This is a genomic window from Streptomyces luteoverticillatus (assembly GCF_003970715.1).
GTDB lineage: Bacteria > Actinomycetota > Actinomycetes > Streptomycetales > Streptomycetaceae > Streptomyces > Streptomyces abikoensis.
The window spans coordinates 6890269-6908781 of sequence record NZ_CP034587.1 but is presented as its reverse complement, the minus strand read 5'-3'; the positions used below and the strand labels follow the sequence as shown (position 1 = coordinate 6908781).

16 protein-coding genes and 4 pseudogenes are annotated in these 18513 nt (G+C 68.0%); 9 read left to right on the top strand and 11 right to left on the bottom strand.

From position 1 onward, the window contains the following. Positions 1–143 precede the first annotated feature (143 nt). Positions 144–653, bottom strand: coding sequence for a hypothetical protein (locus EKH77_RS30750; RefSeq protein WP_126917471.1), 510 nt, complete (start codon positions 651–653; stop codon positions 144–146). A 254-nt stretch (positions 654–907) separates the two neighbouring features. Here EKH77_RS30750 and EKH77_RS30745 point away from each other — a divergent pair, with 254 nt between their 5' ends. Beyond that, complete coding sequence (locus EKH77_RS30745; RefSeq protein ID WP_164737916.1) at positions 908–2023, top strand: serine/threonine protein kinase; 1116 nt, start codon at positions 908–910, stop codon at positions 2021–2023. Between the two features lie 149 nt (positions 2024–2172). Here EKH77_RS30745 and EKH77_RS34905 read toward each other — a convergent pair. Then, positions 2173–2256, bottom strand: a pseudogene (locus EKH77_RS34905) (O-acetyl-ADP-ribose deacetylase); the annotation flags it as partial. A gap of 545 nt (positions 2257–2801) precedes the next feature. On the opposite strand from EKH77_RS34905, the gene EKH77_RS30735 reads away from it, so the two are divergent. The 4 genes from EKH77_RS30735 to EKH77_RS30720 all read left to right on the top strand — a co-directional run bounded on the left by EKH77_RS30735 (position 2802) and on the right by EKH77_RS30720 (position 6612). Then, a complete protein-coding gene (locus EKH77_RS30735) occupies positions 2802–3890 on the top strand; it encodes a polyprenyl synthetase family protein (RefSeq protein ID WP_126917469.1) in 1089 nt (362 codons plus the stop codon). 186 nt (positions 3891–4076) lie between these two features. Next, the gene (locus tag EKH77_RS30730; protein WP_240667629.1) at positions 4077–5072 is read left to right on the top strand and encodes a terpene synthase family protein; all 996 of its coding nucleotides are present in this window, start codon (positions 4077–4079) and stop codon (positions 5070–5072) included. Continuing rightward, complete coding sequence (locus EKH77_RS30725; protein ID WP_126917468.1) at positions 5069–6280, top strand: terpene synthase family protein; 1212 nt, start codon at positions 5069–5071, stop codon at positions 6278–6280. Before EKH77_RS30730 ends, EKH77_RS30725 begins: the two co-directional genes overlap by 4 nt. A 134-nt stretch (positions 6281–6414) precedes the next feature. After that, complete coding sequence (locus EKH77_RS30720) at positions 6415–6612, top strand: hypothetical protein (protein ID WP_126917467.1); 198 nt, start codon at positions 6415–6417, stop codon at positions 6610–6612. A 7-nt stretch (positions 6613–6619) separates the two neighbouring features. Here EKH77_RS30720 and EKH77_RS30715 read toward each other — a convergent pair. From EKH77_RS30715 to EKH77_RS30705, 3 genes and pseudogenes are all read right to left on the bottom strand, one after another. Next, positions 6620–7425: pseudogene (locus EKH77_RS30715) on the bottom strand (transposase family protein). A gap of 142 nt (positions 7426–7567) precedes the next feature. After that, positions 7568–8431 (bottom strand): DUF6424 family protein, encoded by an 864-nt coding sequence (locus EKH77_RS30710; RefSeq protein WP_346429089.1) that lies wholly within the window; start codon positions 8429–8431, stop codon positions 7568–7570. A 269-nt stretch (positions 8432–8700) separates the two neighbouring features. Beyond that, a complete protein-coding gene (locus EKH77_RS30705) occupies positions 8701–9192 on the bottom strand; it encodes a winged helix-turn-helix transcriptional regulator (RefSeq protein ID WP_126917464.1) in 492 nt (163 codons plus the stop codon). Positions 9193–9289: 97 nt separating this feature from the next. Here EKH77_RS30705 and EKH77_RS30700 point away from each other — a divergent pair, with 97 nt between their 5' ends. From EKH77_RS30700 to EKH77_RS34480, 3 genes are all read left to right on the top strand, one after another. Continuing rightward, positions 9290–9787: a Tautomerase enzyme gene (locus tag EKH77_RS30700; RefSeq protein WP_126917463.1), complete on the top strand. Its 498-nt coding sequence runs from the start codon at positions 9290–9292 to the stop codon at positions 9785–9787. A 21-nt stretch (positions 9788–9808) separates the two neighbouring features. Beyond that, the gene (locus EKH77_RS30695) at positions 9809–10375 is read left to right on the top strand and encodes a DUF4232 domain-containing protein (protein WP_430981038.1); all 567 of its coding nucleotides are present in this window, start codon (positions 9809–9811) and stop codon (positions 10373–10375) included. Between the two features lie 135 nt (positions 10376–10510). Further along, complete coding sequence (locus EKH77_RS34480; protein WP_276319248.1) at positions 10511–10642, top strand: hypothetical protein; 132 nt, start codon at positions 10511–10513, stop codon at positions 10640–10642. A 284-nt stretch (positions 10643–10926) separates the two neighbouring features. Here the strand turns inward: EKH77_RS34480 and EKH77_RS30690 are convergent, their stop codons facing one another. The 3 genes and pseudogenes from EKH77_RS30690 to EKH77_RS30680 form a co-directional block, all read right to left on the bottom strand. Then, the gene (locus EKH77_RS30690) at positions 10927–11610 is read right to left on the bottom strand and encodes a hypothetical protein (protein WP_126917461.1); all 684 of its coding nucleotides are present in this window, start codon (positions 11608–11610) and stop codon (positions 10927–10929) included. Between the two features lie 338 nt (positions 11611–11948). Further along, positions 11949–12179: pseudogene (locus tag EKH77_RS30685) on the bottom strand (transposase); the annotation flags it as partial. Between the two features lie 101 nt (positions 12180–12280). Then, positions 12281–14191 carry a tetratricopeptide repeat protein gene (locus tag EKH77_RS30680; RefSeq protein ID WP_164737914.1) on the bottom strand — a complete coding sequence of 637 codons (1911 nt, stop codon included), beginning with the start codon at positions 14189–14191 and terminating at the stop codon, positions 12281–12283. A gap of 724 nt (positions 14192–14915) precedes the next feature. Between EKH77_RS30680 and EKH77_RS30675 the strand changes: the two genes are divergently transcribed. After that, positions 14916–15724, top strand: a protein-coding gene (locus EKH77_RS30675; protein WP_126917459.1) for an IS5 family transposase whose coding sequence is annotated in 2 segments (ribosomal slippage) — positions 14916–15255 and positions 15255–15724 — 810 coding nt in all. Because the reading frame shifts where the segments join, the coding sequence is not laid out codon by codon here. 114 nt (positions 15725–15838) lie between these two features. On the opposite strand, the pseudogene EKH77_RS30670 reads toward EKH77_RS30675, so the two are convergent. From EKH77_RS30670 to EKH77_RS30660, 3 genes and pseudogenes are all read right to left on the bottom strand, one after another. Continuing rightward, positions 15839–16147, bottom strand: a pseudogene (locus tag EKH77_RS30670) (transposase); the annotation flags it as partial. A gap of 10 nt (positions 16148–16157) precedes the next feature. Next, positions 16158–17285 (bottom strand): bifunctional 3-(3-hydroxy-phenyl)propionate/3-hydroxycinnamic acid hydroxylase, encoded by a 1128-nt coding sequence (locus EKH77_RS30665; protein WP_276319269.1) that lies wholly within the window; start codon positions 17283–17285, stop codon positions 16158–16160. Positions 17286–17356: 71 nt separating this feature from the next. Beyond that, a complete protein-coding gene (locus tag EKH77_RS30660; protein WP_240667626.1) occupies positions 17357–18436 on the bottom strand; it encodes an AMP-binding protein in 1080 nt (359 codons plus the stop codon). Positions 18437–18513: the final 77 nt, after the last annotated feature.

The window sequence follows — 18513 nt, the reverse complement described above, 5'->3', positions numbered from 1 at the left end:
CCGACGAAATTCCCGAAAAGGACGGTCAAAAATTCAATTTCCTGCGGCTGACCCGCAGAAATCTTGCGGACTTCTACGGGAATCCGACCGTTTCGGACGCGGACGCCTTTCGCCGGAAGAGGGCCGCGACACATGACTCCCCATCAAAAGCGCAGCGCGGTAGCGCGGTCCGGGGGAATTCCGGGCCATCCCCATCGGTCATCCCACCCGCGCGGCGAACGCTTCGCACGCCCGCTCGCCGAAAGCGTCAGCGCCCGAACCCCCGAGGGGAGAAGAGGCGCCAGTCCCCCGCCACGGCGGGTGAGGGCGACGGCGGTCAGGGCGAGGGCCGGGGCCGCCGAGCAGAGTGCCAGGTGTGGGGGTGTGCCCGTGGCGCCCGTGGCGCCTGATGTGCCCATGGCGACCGTCGTCATCGCGGCGCCGTTGGCCAGGCCCAGGCCGCAGCCGGTCAGGGCGCAGGAGCCGGCGTTCAGCCACAGGGGTGTGGGCCTGCCGCCGCCGAGGCTTCCCGTGAGAAGGCCGGCGGCGATGCAGAGGAGGCCGGTGCGCATCAGGTGGGCGCCGCCGCCGGGGGCTTTGGTGCGCCGGGCCGCCCGGAAAGGGCTGAGGCCGTGCGCCCGGGTCAGTTCGAAGTACGTCAGGAGCGCGGGCACGCGGACCAACGGCTACGTCGCCGCCTTCCGGGGCGACGAGCTGTACCGGGCCTCGTACGCGTTCGGCACCGTGGGCGTACTGCTCCGTCCCTGATGCCCGCCTGTCCGGAGAGGGCACGCGCTCTCCGGACAGCACCTCACGCGCCCCGGCCTGTCCCCTCGTACCGCGGCCGGGGAGACGCCAGACTGTGTCTCCTCGCCGCTTCCCGCTTTCGGAGAGCGGGCCGTACACGGCGCCCCCAAGGGGAGGATCGGTGAAGGTCGGTTCCTGGAACGAGTGGGATCCGCTGAAGCACGTCGTCGTCGGCCGGGCGGACGGCACCATGGTGCAGGCGCCCGAGTCGGCGGTCGTCCGTGACTGGCCGGAGGACGGCTTTCCACTCGGCACGTACGGGCCGTTGCCCGAGGAGATGACGGCGGCGGCCAACGAGCAACTGGACAACCTCGCCCACGTCCTCGAGTCACGCGGCATCCGGGTCGACCGGCCCCGGCCGCTGGACTTCAGCCGGCCGGTCGCCACCCCTGAGTGGTCGCAGCAGAGCATGTTCGGTGCCATGCCGGTCCGGGACGTCCTGGTGGTGATCGGGAACGAGCTGCTGGAGGCGACCATGTCGTTCCGCAGCCGCTGGTTCGAGTACCTGGCACACCGGCCGCTGATCGAGTCCTACTACCGCGCCGACCCCGGCATGCGCTGGGAGGCGGCCCCCAAGCCCCGGCTGACCGAGGCGTCCTACCGGCCGGGCTTCCGGGACGAGTACGACGCGCTGCCGTACGAGGAGCAGATCGCCCGTGTCAGGGCCGGGGAGCTCGTGCTGACCGAGGCCGAACCGCTCTTCGACGCCGCGGACATCGCCCGCTGCGGCAAGGACCTGTTCGTCCAGCAGTCCCTCGCCACGAACGCGGCCGGGATCCGCTGGCTCCGGCAGCACCTGCCGGAGCACCGCGTACACGGGGTGACGTTCGAGAACCTCCACCCCATGCACATCGACGCCACCTGGGTGCCGCTCCGCCCGGGGCTCGTGCTGCACTGCGCCGAGCGGCCCGCCGACGAGGACCTGCTGCAGTACTTCAAGATCAACGACTGGCAGGTCGTCCGGGCCGCCACCCCCGGGCGGCAGACCCCGCCACCCCTGTCCGCGTGCAGCCGCTGGCTGTCGATGAACGTGCTGGTGCTGGACCCCGGGACGGTCTGCGTGGAAGCGAGCGAGACCGCACAGATGGAACAGCTCGACCGGCTGGGCTTCGAGGTCGTCCCGGTGCCGTTCTGGGACGTGGCCCCCTTCGGCGGCGGACTGCACTGCGCCACGCTCGACGTCCACCGCGAAGGCGTACTCGAGGACTACTTCCCCCGGCGATCCGGCAGGTTCTGAGGCCGGGAGTGAGACCAGGAGTCAGTGCCCGTGGTGGATGCCCTCGGTGATGCAGGTGGTGTCGCTGAGTACCGCGAAGTCGGGGTTGCCGCAGTTGTCGCTGTGCCCCGTCGCGTCCCAGGCGGCGATGTTGGACAGCAGCCCGCGAAGACGAAGCGGACCTCCTCCACCGACGTCTCCGTCTCCCGCACCGTCTCCACCGCGATGCGCGCCGCGTCCTCCATCGGCCGGCCAAGTCTCACCCCTATCGAACGGTCACTTTCAATACCAACTACTGGGGCATCGCTACGCGATTGGCGGGAATGAGGCGTTCCCATGCTCTGGGTCACCGGATAACAATTACTAACCTGCCTGGCTCCACTTGCAAGCGTCGGAGGCACCGGGCCGGGGTGTGGCCGCACTCGGCAGCAGCCTGCTGATTGCAGCGATGCGAATGTTGCGCACTGGAACAAGGTCGACACCGACGGTAGAACTTCCCACGGGGGCAAAACCCCGCAAATTAGGCCCGGCAAAAGAACGGTACTGGTAGGCCTGGGCACATGCGAGCACGCACAGCGGAATCGACATTTTGATTAACCGCTACGGCAGCAACACGCATGGTCCGGAGTTCAACCCGGGGAAAGCGCACCTCTCGTGGACAACCATGTTGCTCTGGCCGGACTCTGGGCCCGACCGGCAGCGACCCCGTGGTGCCGGTCGGCCGAAGGTCTTCTTCCACCAGCCCGGGTCAGACCCTCCTCCTGGCCGGACACAAGGACAATCAAGGGGAAACACCGTCATGAGCGCCCCGACACCGCCCCTCACTCCCGCGGTGGACCTCGCCGGGACCAGAGAAGCCGTCGATACCTGCCTGACCGGCTTCCTCGACCGCAAAATGCGCGCCGCAGCCTCAGAGGGCATGCCCACCGAGGCCATCAGCGTCCTGCGACGGTTCCTTACGTCCGGTGGCAAACGCCTGCGTCCGCTGCTGTGCGTCTGCGGCTGGTGCGCCGCCGGCGGCCACGGCGACACCACCACGATCGTGCGAGCGGCCGCGTCGCTGGAGATGTTCCACGCGTTCGCTCTCATCCATGACGACGTCATGGACCGCGCCGCCACCCGCCGCGGCGCCCCCACCGTCCACCGCCGCCTCGCCCAGCACCACCGAGAGGGGCGGAGCATGACGGCCGCCCGACACCTGGGGGTCAGCACGGCAGTGCTCGTCGGCGACCTGGCACTGGCCTGGTCCGACGAACTGCTGCCCACCGTCGACCTCACCTCCCGTCAACTCGGTGCCGTGCTACCGCTGATCGATGTCATGCGCAGTGAGGTGATGTACGGCCAGTACCTGGACGTCACCGCCGCCGGCCACCCCACCGGGGATGTTGAGTACGCGCTGCGGATCGCGCGTTACAAGACCGCCAAGTACACCGTTGAGCGGCCCCTGCACATCGGCGCCGCCATGGCCGGTGCCCCGCTTGCGGTGCGCGAGGCGCTGAGCGCCTTTGCCTTGCCGGTCGGTGAGGCCTTCCAACTCCGCGATGACCTCCTTGGTGTCTTCGGCAAGCCGCAGATCACCGGCAAGCCGTCGCTGGACGACCTGCGCGAGGGCAAGCACACCGTCCTGGTGGCCCTGGCCCTTGAGCGCGCCACTCCCAGCCAGCGGCACATCCTGGACGCGCTGCTCGGCAACCCGGACCTCGACGACGCCGGGGCCGACCGCATCCGCCGGGTGCTCACCGCCACCGGCGCCCGGGCCGAGGCGGAACACATGATCATCATCCGCCGCACACAGGCACTGCGCGTCCTGGAGGCCGCGCGGCTTCCGCCCGCCGCCACCGCCGCCCTGCGCAAGCTCACCGGCGCCGCAACCGCGAGGACGTCATGACCACCACCGCAAGGATCACGCAGTACAGCCGGCGGCCGCACGTCACACGACGTCGAACGATCTGCAGGCGGAGCGGGCCGATGGCCAAGGAGGCACCCGCGGATCGAGCGGGTCTGGACCGCGCCGGGGTTTCCCGACCGCGCCGAGGGCGGCCCTCGAAGTCAACGACGCCATGGTGAGGACGACATGATGGATTCGACCACGATGGCCAGGCTGCGTTACCCGTTTCCCAGCCTGATGAACCCTCATGCCGAGGCGCTGCAGCAGCACACCGACCGGGTGTGGATCGACGAGGAGTGGGCGGGCATCGTGCCGCCCGAGATCGCCGAAGGGTTCAAGCAGGTCCGGACCGCCTACATGACGGCGTTCTTCTTTCCGTCGGCGACCTGGGAGCGTCTGATCCCGCTGGCCCGGATGATGCTGTTCTCCCTCTACCAGGATGACGTGTACGAGCACGCCTCCCCTGACCAGGTGCAGCACCTGCGGCATCAGACGGTGGCCGTCGCCCGGGGCGAGATCACGCCGCAGGAGGCGGGGGTGCCGCTCGCCCGGGCGATCGCGCAGATCCGCGCCGAAGCCCTCGCCTTCATCCCGCCCACCTCGGTGGCACGGTGGGCCGATGACCTCGACCTGTACTTCCAGGGCCTGGAAGCCGAGACCACACACCTCGCCGCCGACACCGTCCCGGGCATCGAGGAGTACATGGCCATGCGGGAGAAGGCGCTGATGATCCACCCGTTTCTGGCCCTGAAGGAGATCGAGACCGGCACCGTGCTGCCGGAGGGGATCCACGACCACCCCGTGGTCCGGCGGCTGAAATCGCTCACCGTACGGATCACCGGCTGGTTCAACGAATTCCAGTCCTACGACAAAGACATGCGCACCGGCATGGGGAACGTGAACTTCATCAACGTCCTGGCGCACCACCACCGCATCTGCATCGACCAGGCCCGCGAGGAGCTGTTCAGCATCCACGACCGTGAACTGGACGAATTCGTCCGCCTTCAGCGAGACCTTCCGGACTTCGGCAGATGGTCGGACCCGGTCGCCCAGCACATCCACCACTTCAGTTTCGTGATATCCGGCTGGCGAGGCGTCGACAAACATATCCACCGCTACGACCCCGAGTACTACCCCGACCAGGACACCCTCTGCGCCACCGCCGGAAAGGACCCGACGTGACCAGCACCGACCACCAAGGCCCGACCGCCCCCGGCCAGTCCGATACCGGCGAGGAACTCGTCATCCCCCGCCTGACCTACCCGTGGCCAACCATCGACAGCCCGCTGGCCGACGCTCTCGACGAGGAGACCTTCCGCTGGTACGACGAGGACTACGCGGACGTTTTCCCGGATCCGGCCGACCGGGAACGCTACCGCAAGCAGCTTCTCTCCCGGGTCACCCCGTATATGTTCCCGACCGCCAACGACATCGACCGACTGCGCCCGGCCGCCCGGTGGATGAACCACATCACGCTGATGGACGACTTCTTCGACCTCACCCCGGCGGAGGAGATCGCCCCGCTGCGAAACCGCATCTATCAGGTCATGACCGGTCGTGACGATCCCAGGCCAGGGGAACTCGGCCTGCTGCGGCAGCTGGCCGCCGCAAGGGAGGAGTTCCGCCGGTACGTGCCGCAGTTCTGGATCGACCGGATGGCGCTCAGCCACTGGCAGTACATCCACTACGGGCTGATGGAGGAGGTCGCATTTCGCAGGCAGGGCATCTACCCATCGATCCACCGCTGCCGCATGATCCGCATGCACTCCATCGGCCAGCGGCCTTTCGCCGACCAGATTGAGCCGGTGACCGGTGTGCTGCTGCCGGGCGACGTCTTCAACCATCCGGTCGTCCAGCGGCTCAGAGACCTTCAGGCGTGCGTGATCGCCCTTCAGAACGACATCAGCTCCCTGCACAAGGAACTCGCCCTCGGGCAGAACGAGGTGGTCAGCCAGATCCTGAGCGTCCGCCACCACCGCCAGGTGAGCCTCCAGCAGGCCGTCGACGAAGTGGTGGCCATGCACAACCGGGACGTGGAGGAAATATGGTCCCTCCAGCAGTGCCTCCCCGATTTCGGCCCCCACCAAGCGGCAGTAGAGAACTACGTACAACACCTGGGAATCCAGATCGCCGGGCTCCAGAACTGGTACGACCGGATCGGCCGGCAGTTCCGGTACGGCTACGGCGGGTTCGTCATCCCTCAGTACGGCCGGAAAGAGATCAAGATCAAGACGAAGATGGCCTACGTCGACCCCGATGGCACCCCGTACGAGCCGCCACGCATTTACGGATACGGCCGGGAGGAGCGCTCTGCCGGAGCCATCGACGACGCCCTGCGATATGCCAACGACAACGGCACCCCCTGGCAGGGCCAGGAGAAAGCCGACTGACTTCCGCCCGGTTCGTTGCAGGCGTCGAGCGGAAGGCGTCGACGGGGACTTGTCGAGCTAAGCGGTGGGCGACCTGGGCGATGGCCCGATGCGGCTGGGCCTGTGGGTGACGTACCGACGGGCTGGACGTCAGCGTGGAGACCTCCTCCCCGGGCCGCATCAGCGGTGACATCGCGCTCGAGGGGGTCGGCGGCGAGGCCATGACCCACGTCGGCGCCGAGATGCTTCCGGCCGCCGAGACGGCACCGGTCCTGCCCGCGCTGATCCTCGTCGCGTACCTGGTCGATCGCGTACCTGGTCGCTCGCGGCTTCGCCTGACGATGGGTCACTGAGCCTTTTTCATCCTCTGTTTTCGCAGATCAGCAGGGTATGGATGGCTTGGACGATGGTTCCGATGCGGTTGGTGCTGCAGCGGGTCTTGCGGAAGATCCGCCATTGCTTCAGCTGGGCGAAGGCGCGTTCGCCGGGCGCTCGGAGTCTGGCGTGGACGCGGTTGAACCGTTGGTAGTGGGCGGGGAGTTCACGATGGCCGTAGTAGGGGGTGCGGACGGTGGCGCCGGCGCCCTGGTAGGCCCGGTCGGCCAGGACGAGGATCTCCCTGGTCAGACAGGTCTGGAGGATGCCGTGGGCCCGGGCTGCGGTGAGGTCGTGGGTGCGTCCGGGCAGCGCGCGGGAGAACCACAGCGGGGTTCCGTCCGGGCGGGCGACGACCTGGATGTTCATCCCGTGCTTGCGGTGTTTCTGGCTGTAGTACGGCTCGTCCGCGGCGATACGGTCGGTCGGGATCAGGGTGCCGTCAACGATGACGAAGTCTCCTTCACCCAGGCCGGCGAGAGCCTCGCGCAGGCCCGGGGCCCAGGCGGCCAGGATCTTGATGGTCTCGTCCACGTAACGCCAGGCTGTCGTCGTGGAGACGCCGAAGCCACCCGCCACCTGCGCGAACGTCTCATTCTTCCGCAGATGGGCGAGCACCAGCAGGGCCTGCCTGAAGCAGCCCAGTCTCCTCCACGGCGACTTCAGCTCCTGCCGACGGGCATGGATCAGCCACGCGACATGCTCAACGAGCTCATGCGGGACATCAAGCATGGAAGAATACGGAACCAACAGGGCCCCTCGGATGCCGGTGTGATGAGTGAAGTCACCACGCCAACGACGAGGGGCCCTGCTGTGTTACCCCACCTGACCCGCACGTTTCACCCTTCAAGAGCCAGGATGAAAAGGGTTCACTGATTTTCCAGTACGCCACGCACCATTGACGCCGCCACCGCGTCCCCGGACACCACCAGGTCAGGCCTGTCGCGCGAAGGCGGCCCGGGCCACCGCATGGCCGGCGTCGAGGACCAGTGCCTGGCCCTTGGCCTGGGCCTTGTGCAGTTCCGCGTGGAGGGGGGACTGTTCGGACGCGAACAGGACGTTCACACGCCCGTCCCCCGAACCCCGTCGGTCCACCGGGGCGACGGCCACCGGTTCGCCCGCGTCGTCCGTGACCCACAGGATGAAATCGTCCCTCTTGAAGAAGCCGATCTCGGTGATCGGACTCGGGTAGTGGTGGACGCCGCCGCCCTTCGGCAGCTCGGCGCTGTGGTCCTTCTTGGCCAGGGGCACGCTGGCGTTGCAGATGGAATCGGTCCACCGCTGGACGCCGTCGGCGTCCGTGATGGGCGTGTCCAGCAGTTCCCGGATGCCGAGTTCCTCGACGGCGTCGGGGAAGCCCGCGTAGAGCCGCCGCGCGTTCTGGCGCAGCAGGTCGACCTTGGCGGGGTCGGCGCAGAACTGCGCGGACCACTCGATGCCGGCCATGTTGCGGACCATGAACCAGCCCTGGTCGTCCTTGACCCAGAGGCCGCCGCCGTGGTGGTCCTCAACTGGTTCCGGTCCGTAGAACGGGTGGTCCAAGCTGTCCACGAGTTTGTGCATCTGCTTGCGGGATGCCACATACTCGGGTGAATCACTGCGTGGAGGATGCCCGGGGATGTTGATGGTCCAGGGTTTGTCCTCGTGTTCGACGTGCGGCTTACTCGGGTCTGTTTGTGGAGTCATGGTCACGCGGCCTTCCCGTGAGCCATTGCTGTTCGCACCGTGCGCACATGGTGCGCCTATGGGAGCGTCCCCTCCTTGATTCAGCCTGCGTCTCGCCGCTGGGTCAGTCAAACCGGGAACCGACCGTTCCAACCGCTTGGTTGGAACGAGCAGACTTCCACCGGTGACGAGTGGTTACCGGCGGGTTCGTCAAACCGGCGGTCAAACCCGACAACAGAGAACAATGCCGTGTCCTACAGCGAGGTCCTCCACGCCCGTGCCGGCCGGGCACGGCCCACCCTGTGCCACGTCAGGCAACCTTTGCCTCGTAACACAGGCGTGGGTTCCCCTATTTGGATCGCATTTCTCGCGATGAGCCCGGCAAGTACGATCCCGGGTTTTCAGGAGCCTTCCACGAAGCGCGCACCCGGCCCGGGCGTGCGGCAAACGTCTTCCGGGGCGAGGTGGCTGTGCCCAGCGGTGCATTCGAGGACGACCTTGACCGGCTCATCGCATGGGCTCGCGTCGTCGACGGGCCGGTGGCGGACGATGACCGACGGGCCCTGCGGGTCGGCGAGGTATGCGTCGCCCCATTCCAGCAGCGCCACGAGCGTGGGCCGCAACGCCCAGCCCCGCTCGGTGAGTTCGTAGGCGAAGCGCTGACGGTCCCCGGGCTCCTGATACGGCACGCGGCGCATCACTCCCGCGGCCACCAGGGTGTCGAGCCGGGTCGCCAGGAGATTCCTGGCGACCCCGAGGCGGGAGTGGAACTCCCCGAACCGGCGCGCGCCGTCCAGCGCTTCGCGGACGATCAGCAGCGACCAGCGCTCCCCCACCACCGAGAGGGCGCGCGCCACCGAGCAGTTCACCGGGTCGATTCGCCGCGTCTCCATGGGACGAGTGTATCCATCTGGGTTTACAAGCTGTACTCAGCCCTCATAGGCTCCCATCTGAGTTGCAGAACTAAACCCAGAGGGGAATCGATCGGCCATGCCCATGCTCGACGTATACATTCCCGACGGCGCGCTCCAGCCGGACGCCGAAGCGGCGCTGCTGAACCGCATCACCGAGATCCTCATCCGCAACGAGGGATTCGACCCCGCCGACCCGGTGGTCCGTTCCGTCTCCTGGCTCTGGCTGCACCGGCCGGCCGGCGTCTACATCGGCGGAGAACCCGCGGACGCGCCGCGTTACAAGGTCGTCCCCTCCGTCCCCGAGGGCCAGCTCGACGAGCGCAAGCGTGCGAGCGTCATCGCCGAGGTCACCGAGGCGATCCTGGACGCCGAGAACGACGCCTGGCCGCGTGACGCCCGCCGGATCTGGGTGTTCCCCACCGAGATCCCCGAGGGCCACTGGGGCGGTCGGGGCCGGATCAGACCGCTCGCGACGATCCTCGCCCGGCTCAGCGGCGGCGACACCAAGCGGGCCCGTACGCTCGCGCGTGAGCGGATCGCCGCCAGCCGAGCCGAACACGCCCGCCTGCCCTGACGAGCGGGGCACGAAGCGGAGATCGATACAGCCGGTGACACAGCCGACAGGGCGACGTCAGTTCCCGTCGGACGAGATGCGCAGGTGGGCGAAGACCTCGTCGAGGGAGATGCCAGTCCTGTCCTTGCCGCCGGACGGGCCGGGATGGCGGAGCATGGCGGCGAGGGCGCGGGCGACGGCCGCGCCGACGATCTGGAGATCACGGCGAAGGACGGCACCATCGACGGTGACCCCGATGGCACCGTCGTGGTGGAGCTGAAGAACCGGGGTGGCCGCAGCTGTGCGATTTCCGGGTACGCGGGCGTCGATCTGAAGACCAACGCGGGGTCACTGTCAGCGAAGCGCACTGGTGAGCAAGCCCCCTCGGCCATCGTCAAGGCCGGGGAGTCGACGTTCTTCGGCATCAACTATCCGTACAACAAGTCGGGTGGCTCCGGTATCCGCGTCACGGGAGTTCTGGTGACCCCGCCGAACGAGACGAAGACGGTCTCCCTTCCTTGGCCGGGCGCCGCCACGTTGCCCGTCACGGACGGCTCCGGCTCCCCGGTGAAGGTCGGCCCGATCGGAAGCGCCGGTCAGGGCGGTTGATCCGGCGCACCGGCGAACCGTGACACCACACCGCCGGATGCCCCAGGGGCCCGGCCTCGAAGAGCCCCGACGGGGGGGGTAGAGGCCGTCGGGTTCTCCGCAGGCAGTGCGCGTCACCGACGCCGGACCGCGGTCATGCCGAAGATGACGCACCAGGAGTGGGACGCGGCGGCACTACGGCTGCTCGGCGCCCCCTACGTCTTCGCGGCCACCAGCCCCCGCCAGCAGCACGAGGACTGGACGCACGGCGTCCTCGCCGTGCCGTGAACGCGGGCCGCCGGGGCAGGCCGTCTGCGGATCGCGGTGCGGCAACTGCTGTCCGGAAGGCATAGGGGCTCTTGGCACGGCCTGCGATCATGTGCCTCTCGGCTCCGTCACGCCAGGGGCACCGACACGGGGGAACCAGTCACCGGGCCGCGGCACGACCTGCGGACTGAACCCGTGCGGGACGGGTCCATCCCGCACCTCCCGGTCCCGCCACACCGCCTGCACCCCGGTCGGCCGCATCCCGAACCGCCCGCGGCATCCAGACCCGAGGGCGCCGGACCGCCTCAGAGCTGCTCCGGGACGACCTCCACGCCGGCCGCGAGCATCGCGGCTGTGACCCGTCGGGCCACAGCCTCGTCGCAGATCATCAGCATGGTCTGCGGATCCCCCCGGTGGCAGGGCAGGTGGCCGCCGCCGGCCTCCAGCAACTGCCACTGGTCGCGTTCCGTGGTCCACAGCGGCTCGAGTTCGGCCAGGGCGCGCTCGACCTCGGCCGCCTCGGCCCCAGCCCTCGCACGGCGGCCGGCCGGCGCGGGCGGCGGGATGGTGTGCAGGGTGACGCTCGTCAGGTAGCCACGCCAGTCAGCGGGCCGGATCTGCAACTCTGGAGGCCGGTGGTCGCCGAGGGCCTCCAGCACCTCGGCGGCCGGGTAGCCGAACAGGTCGATGTCTCCGAGGACGACGGGTGTGCCGCCCGGGACGCCCGACGCCGACCCGCCGCGACTCAGCACGACGGAACGCAGCGGCAGTTCGCCGGACGTGGCCGCGGCCCGGCCCGCCTGGCCCGCGTGGGCGGTCACTTCGACGTCGCCCCAGCGGGCGGTGTGGGTACAGGAGGCTTCCGGCAGCGGCCGGACGCGGCCGAGCCCCGCCAGGACCCCGGCCGCCGTCCGCCAGTCCGACCCGAAGCGCAGGGTACCCGTGTCGCCGGGCAGGGCGACCCCGACACCGGGCAGCAACTCGAACATCGGCCGATGGTGCACCGGGGCCCGGCGAGGAGGCAAGCCGGCTGCCTCTAACCCGTCGGGCAGCCGTTGCTGTAGAGCGTGTCTGGCCGGACGGGGCGTCGTTGATCCGGCCACCAGGCCGCAATGATGAGCGGCTCATACGACAGGAGTGCAGCGATGCTCTTGCCCATTGTCGGTCAGCTCTTGGGCCTAGCCGTGGTCGGGCTCCACGCCCTCGTCGGAGGCGTGATCACCCAGCTGGCTAGCCTGCTCTGAGAACAGTCCGCTTCCCAGGGCCTCGGGCGGGGGAAGCCTCGGGACCTTCCTTGGCCCGAGGCTTCCGGCCCTAACTGATCGTTTCAGAATGAGGTTCGTAGGCGGCGGAGGCATATGAGGCTGCAGGCCAGTTCGAGCAGGCCCTGGTGGAGATCGGCGCGTCGCTCGTAGCGGATGCGGAGCCGTTTGAACTGGTGCAGCCAGGCGAAAGCGCGCTCGACCACCCAGCGCACCTTGCCCAGGCCGGATCCGTGGGCGACGCCGCGTCGGGCGATCAGCGGTTTGATGCCGCGTTTCCACAGCAGGCGGCGGTACTTGGCCAGTGCCAGCCGTCATAGCAGCGGACCTGGCAGTCGCCGTCCATGCCTCATTGCCGCTTCGCACTCGGCAAGGCGAATTTCCCGAGATGCGGGGTTCAGGTAGCCTTCCTCATAATTCTCCGATAGTAGGCCCTTATGAGATGGTTGCGTGAATCCAAGGTGTCGGGATAGTCATCACCAAACAGTCGACGTCGACCAGCAAATGCTATTTCATACAGCGGGATGGCCCGGTCCATATCATCCGCGGCATCATAAAGCAGCGCGAGGCTATGGCATGTCCGAAGCGTATCGGGGTCACTCCCTCCCAGATCCTGCCACTGGACTGCGAGAAGTATCCCGTACAGGGGAATGGCCTGGTCATCTCGATGCCCAGTATCACTGTAGGCGGCGGCGAGATTATGCGCCGCCATCATCGTGAACCGATGGAGACCCAAGGTTTCACTCAACGCAAAATAGGTCTTCTCGTATAGGGGGATCGCCTCGTTCAGCCTATCTGCCGCGCGATAGGCAGCGGCGAGATTATTACGCGTTGTCAGGCACTCAGGATGATTTTCACCGGCGATGCGTTCGTGAGCGGCAAGAATCTTTTCCAGAATGGTGATGGCTCTACCCTCATGGCCTGTAGCCAGGTAGACGCTGGCCAGGTTATTGCGGGCGACGAGTGTGCGCTGATGCAGGCTTCCCACAGAACGCCGATATGAAGATATAGCACGCTCCAGGCACTCGATCGCCCTACCATAAGAAAACTGAAAGTAGTGGAATGCTCCCGCGTCGGAGAGAAGCTCGGCGATTTCGAAGGTATCGACGGCGGGTCGCGAATATGATGTGAGGGCATCCACATGGGGTAGGAACGATCTCCATGCCGGCCAGCGTTCCGGCCCCATCCCGTGAGGCTGCCCCCGGAGTAGTTGTTTGGTTGCCTGCGTCCACGCCTTTTCGATGTCCTGCGATTGGCGATGTGGATCATCGTGGTCAGGAGTGCGTGTAACGGCCTGCACTAGTCGGTGCACCGCGAGGGTCTCACCGTCCACGGTGAGCATGCTATAGGCGGCAAGTCGTCCGATCGCATGAAGTATTGCCGGCGGTTCCGCAAGTCCATTTAGCAGAGAGAGAGGGATGCCATCTGGCGCATACCAGGCCAGAATCCGCAGGAAGTGTTCAGCGAAAGGAACAGAAGCCAGCCGATCCAGAGTTACATGCCAGATCCGGGCGATTGTGCGCTCAGCATCCCCGCCTTCGGCAGTCACGTTATACATGGTGACTGGGTAGTCGGCCAGCAGAGCCAGGTATCGGCGGGGGGTGGCGCCTGCCTCCGCACAGTATGCAGCGGCCTGTTCTATCGCTAGTGGCAGGCATCCCAACTCGGTACATAGGTCCCCTGCGCCATCGAGGTCGTGCGGCCCGCGGTGGGTCAGAATTCTGGCGATGAGGTCTACTGCCTCTGCATGGTCCAAGACGTCTAGGCGAATTTGTTCCGCGATTCCGTGCCACCCGGTAGCCCGTCTACTGGTGATCAAGTAGCGGCCGGTAGGCGCGTTGGCTAGCAAAGGTTCGACGTCGCCGGGGTTGCTAACGTTGTCCAATATCACGAGCCATTGGTCGTGGGCTGCAAGCCACCGTACCGCCCATCCGCGCAGCTCCTGCACCTCTAGGACTCCGGACATCGCCGGTTGTAGGGCGACGGCAAGCGCGGCCAGCCCGGCGTCGATGGCGGCCGGGGAGTCGGCGGCAATCCACCAAATTGGGTTGTAGTCGGCGGCACGGCTGACCGCCCAATGAACGGCAAGGGCACTCTTGCCGATCCCGCCAAGACCATGTACCGCCTGGATTACCGCCCCGCCTGGTCGGGTCATAGCTCCGTCCAGATCCGCCAGCGCATGGTTCCGACCTACGAATACCCCTGATTTCTTCGGAAAGTTCGCCAGCCCAGGTGCGGATTGGACCTCCGCCGCAGGCCGGAATGCTCCTGGGGGCAGCAGCGTGGCATGTTCTGGACGGTAGAGCACGTTCGTTGCATAGTCGCCGGTGGAAGCGATTCCCGAGATATCACCTTCCGCGCTGATCGACCGATCGACCGCCGTGTTCGAGGAGGGCAATGCTGGCGTGGGGGGTTCATCTTTTCCCCACCGAGGTCGGCTACTCATGGGCTCTGGGTATTGGTTGTGTCATCGCCGGTGGAAGCGATTCCCGAGATATCCCCGCCGGCGTTGATCGACCTATCCTCAGCTGAGGGATGTTGGACTGTGGGGCTCATCCGTTTCGCCCACGACGCTCCCCATAGGGCCGCGAGGGCGGCGAGGGCCAGCCCGACGCCACATGCCACCCCCCACCGCTCCGGTGAGGATTCCATCAGAGCTGGTAGCGCAAACGCGCCCGCGAGCCATGTGAATACGCAAAAAACGGCCAGCGTTACGATTCCAGACACCCACCACCTGGCATTCATGTTCATCCTCCGCGTGTATCGCCGAGTGATCTGCACCGCCGACCCGGCGGAGGGAACTGGTGAGTCAGCTCCCGGTGACGTAGCCACCTTTACTATCAATGCCACCTCGGTTGGGGGATGCTCGCATCCCGAGGACAGCACGCAGCGAGGCGGGCTGCGTTCTGAATCCACAACGCATGCCCACAGCGTTCGCCGCCAAGCCCAACGTGGTCGCCCTAACTGAGCGTTTCAGAATGAGTTGAGCTGCGAGCCTTGTGTTTGCCGATCTTGGTCGGCAGGGTGTCCGGGTGCGTGATGATCTTGTTGCTGACGACCTGTGGGAGCGGGTGGCCCCGCTGCTGCCACCCGCTCCCGAACGGCGCCGCCGGTATCCCGGGCGGCTTCGCGTTCCGGACCGGGCGGCTCTCGCGGGCATCATGTACGTCCTGCGGACCGGCGTCGCCTGGCGCGACGTCCCGGCCGAGACCGTGGGCTGCTCCGGAGTCACGGCCTGGCGCCGGCTGCGGGACTGGACCGAGGCCGGCGTCTGGCCACACCTGCACGCCGCACTGCTGACCGAACTCCGCCGCGCGGACTCGTTGGACCTGGATGACTGCTCCGTGGATGGATCGCACGTCCGGGCCCTCAAAGGGGGGATCACGTCGGCCCCTCGCCCGTCGACCGCGCCCGCCCCGGCTCCAAGCATCACCTGATCGTCGACCGGCACGGAACCCCGCTCGCCGTCACGCTCACCGGCGGCAACCGCCATGACGTCACCCAGCTCCTGCCGCTGCTTGACGCCGTCCCGCCGATCCGGGGCCGACGGGGACGCCCCCGCCGCAAGCCCCGACGCCTGTACACCGACCGGGGCTACGACTTCGACAAGTACCGCCGCCTGCTGTGGAAACGCGGCATCAAACCGCTGATCGCCCGACGCGGCGTCGCCCACGGATCCGGCCTGGGCAAGGTGCGCTGGGTGGTCGAGCGCGCTTTCGCCTGGCTGCACCAGTTCAAACGGCTCCGCATCCGCTACGAGCGACGCGCCGATCTCCACCAGGGCCTGCTCGAACTGGCCTGCAGCCTCATATGCCTCCGCCGCCTACGAACCTCATTCTGAAACGATCAGTAAGTGGCAGCGATGCCCCCGGCGCCGCAGCAAGCGGCGTGTCGCCCAGCTGGCATACGCTTTGTCGCCCAGTACCCGTGCCGGTGTCGTGCGAGGTCGGCCCGTCACAGTCGACTGACACCGTCCAGTCCACCCGGCCCACCGTGTCGTCGCAAACCTGGAGGTGCTCCAGCAACGTCGCCCAGATCCCGTCCACTTCCCAGCGGGCGAACCGCTCGTAGACGGTCTGCCATGGCCCGTACCGCTCAGGGAGACCGCGTCAGGGAGACCGCGTCAGGGAGCCCCGGTCCGCAGCCGCCACAGCACACCGTCGACCACCTGGCGGTGGTCACGCCATGGACGGCCACGTCCGCCCCGCTTCGGCAGCAGAGGTCCACTCCGCTCCCGTGCCGCGTCCGTCAACTCGCCTCGCACTGAAACAGGATCACCCTCGAAAACGCCCGTAGGAGCTCGGTGCGCGCAGGAGCCCGCACAGGGCCTTCGGGTCGGGTGCGGTGCGTTGGACGGTGCCGTCGGGGCGGACCAGTGCCGCCGCGGTGTGGCCACTGCGGAGCCAGCGGTGCAGGGCGGTGCCGGGCGGGGCGGTGACCAGGACACCGCCGCGGTCGTGGATCTCGGAGCGCAGTGCGGGGGTGACGGCTGCGGAGGTGACCAGCGCGTAGCGGCCCGCGGTCAGGTCGTCGAAGCGTCGGCCGTCCGGCAACGGGGCGTTGGGGCACAGACGTCCCGCGAGGCCGAGCCCGAGCCGTCCGCGGTCGACCAGGGCTGACCGGTGCAGGGCCGGGGTCCGGCTGTCGAGAATGCGGTTGCTCAGACCGGGCAGCCGGTGCAGGCGGGGTGCGAGCAGACGGCGAAGGGCGCTGCCGGTGTCCCCGCCCGCGGTCATCGCGGCGCCGACCAGCTTGGCGAGGTTGATCATCGAGCGGGCGTGAGGCTTGCGTTCCGCCTCGTAGCTGTCCAGCACGTGTTCGGGGAGACGGCCGTCGAGGACGGCGGCGAGCTTCCAGGTGAGGTTGGCGGCGTCGCGCAGGCCCGCGCCCATGCCCTGGCCGATGAAGGGCGGCGTGAGGTGGGCGGCGTCGCCGAGCAGGAAGAGCCGCTGCTCGCGCCAATGGTCGGCGATCTGGGCGCGGAAGGTGTACTCCGCCGTGCGCACGATCTCCAGTTGCTCCGCGCGGAGGTCGCCGGTCCAGGGTCGGACGAGGGAGTGCAGGCGGGTCATGTCGCGGTAGTCTTCCGCGCGTTCACCGGAGAGGAGCTGGAACTCCCAGCGGTAGCGGCGCTCGCCGATGCGCATGTAGGTGGCCGCACGCACCGGGTCGCAGACCTGATGCACGCCCTCCCACTGGGCCAGGTCGGCGTCGGTGGCGAGGTCGACGACCAGCCAGCGTTGCGTGAAGACCAAATCCTGCATGGTGGAGCCGATCGTCGAGCGAGCCAGGCTGTTCGCGCCGTCGCAGCCGAGCACGTACCCGGCGGTCACGGCGCTGGTCTCGCCGGTGCTTCGGTCGGTGAGCCGGACCCGCACCTGTCCTTCGTCGGACTGCTCGATGTGTCGCCGCGGCCAGCCCGGTGGGGCCGGCGCCGATGACGACGACCGGGACAGCGCGGACGGTCATGACATCACCGGTCCGGGCGTCGGCCGGGACCAGGTCCGCCGCAGGGCGTACTGGTCGAGGACCGCGCTGACGGCCTCGCGGTCACCGGTGCCGGGGGTGATGGACAGGAGGACGGAGCGCCGTCCTCGATCGCCGCGTCGACGTGGGTATCGTGGCCGTGGCCGACCAGGGCCTCCGCGACGGCGCGCCGGGTGGCGTCGGCTCGCAGGGCGAGTTTGCAGGGCTTGCCGACATCGGTCACCGGCAGCGCGGCGAGGACGGTCACGGACTTTGGTGCGGCCGCGGGTTCCGGGACGTGCTCGGCGGCCCACAGACAGAGCTCGTCCTCGCTCACCTCCACCTCCGGTACGCGGGTCACGTACGCCACCACCTCTGGTACGAGGGTCACGTACGCCACCGGGACCTCGCCCGCGTGCGGGTCCGGGCATCCGACCGCGCCGGCGCCCCTGACGTGCGGGTGGGCGAGCAGCGCGTCCTCGATGACGACCGGGTCGATGTTGTGGCCGCCGCGGATGATCAGGTCCTTGGCACGGCCGGCCAGGTGGACGAACCCGTCCGTATCGAGTCGGGCCAGGTCGCCGGTGTCGAGCCGGCCGTCCACGAGTTTGCCGAGGCCGTCGAGGACCGGACGGCCCTGGGTGTCGCGGCCGGTGACGTAGCCGACGAACACGGTCGGGCCGGCGATCGCCAGCAGGCCGGTCCGCCCGGCGGACAGCTCTGCCCACGATTCCGGGTGGACGACCTTCACCTGCTGGTAGGGCATGCGCTGCCCGACCGCGCCGTGGCGCGGCGCGTCAGGGAAGCCGCGGGCGCCGGCACAGGTGGCCTCGGTCAGGCCGTAGCCCTCGACCAGGGTCACCCCGGTGCGGGCCTCGAACGCGGTGCGGACGGCCTCTGGCAGCGGTGATGCGCCGACCATGGCGTACCGCAGGCTGCTGATGTCCGCCGCCCCGACCGGGCACTGGGCGAGCACCTGGTAGACGGTCGGCACGGCGCTCATCGCGGCGATGCCGTAGTGCTCGACGATCGACCAGACCCCCCCCCGTACAGGGCCGGTTCGCGGTAGCCGAGCGGTCCTGCCCACACCACCTGCCGGCCCTTGAACAGCGGCGCCAGCAGCGTGACGACCAGGGCGTTGACGTGGAACAGCGGCAGCGCGGC

Coding starts and splice junctions, on each gene's coding strand:
- EKH77_RS30730 (WP_240667629.1), top strand. CDS start 4,077: ATGATGGATTCGACCACGATGGCCAGGCTGCGTTACCCGTTTCCCAGC.
- EKH77_RS30700 (WP_126917463.1), top strand. CDS start 9,290: ATGCCCATGCTCGACGTATACATTCCCGACGGCGCGCTCCAGCCGGAC.
- EKH77_RS34480 (WP_276319248.1), top strand. CDS start 10,511: ATGCCGAAGATGACGCACCAGGAGTGGGACGCGGCGGCACTACGGCTG.
- EKH77_RS30705 (WP_126917464.1), bottom strand. CDS start 9,192: ATGGAGACGCGGCGAATCGACCCGGTGAACTGCTCGGTGGCGCGCGCC.
- EKH77_RS30735 (WP_126917469.1), top strand. CDS start 2,802: ATGAGCGCCCCGACACCGCCCCTCACTCCCGCGGTGGACCTCGCCGGG.
- EKH77_RS30690 (WP_126917461.1), bottom strand. CDS start 11,610: ATGTTCGAGTTGCTGCCCGGTGTCGGGGTCGCCCTGCCCGGCGACACG.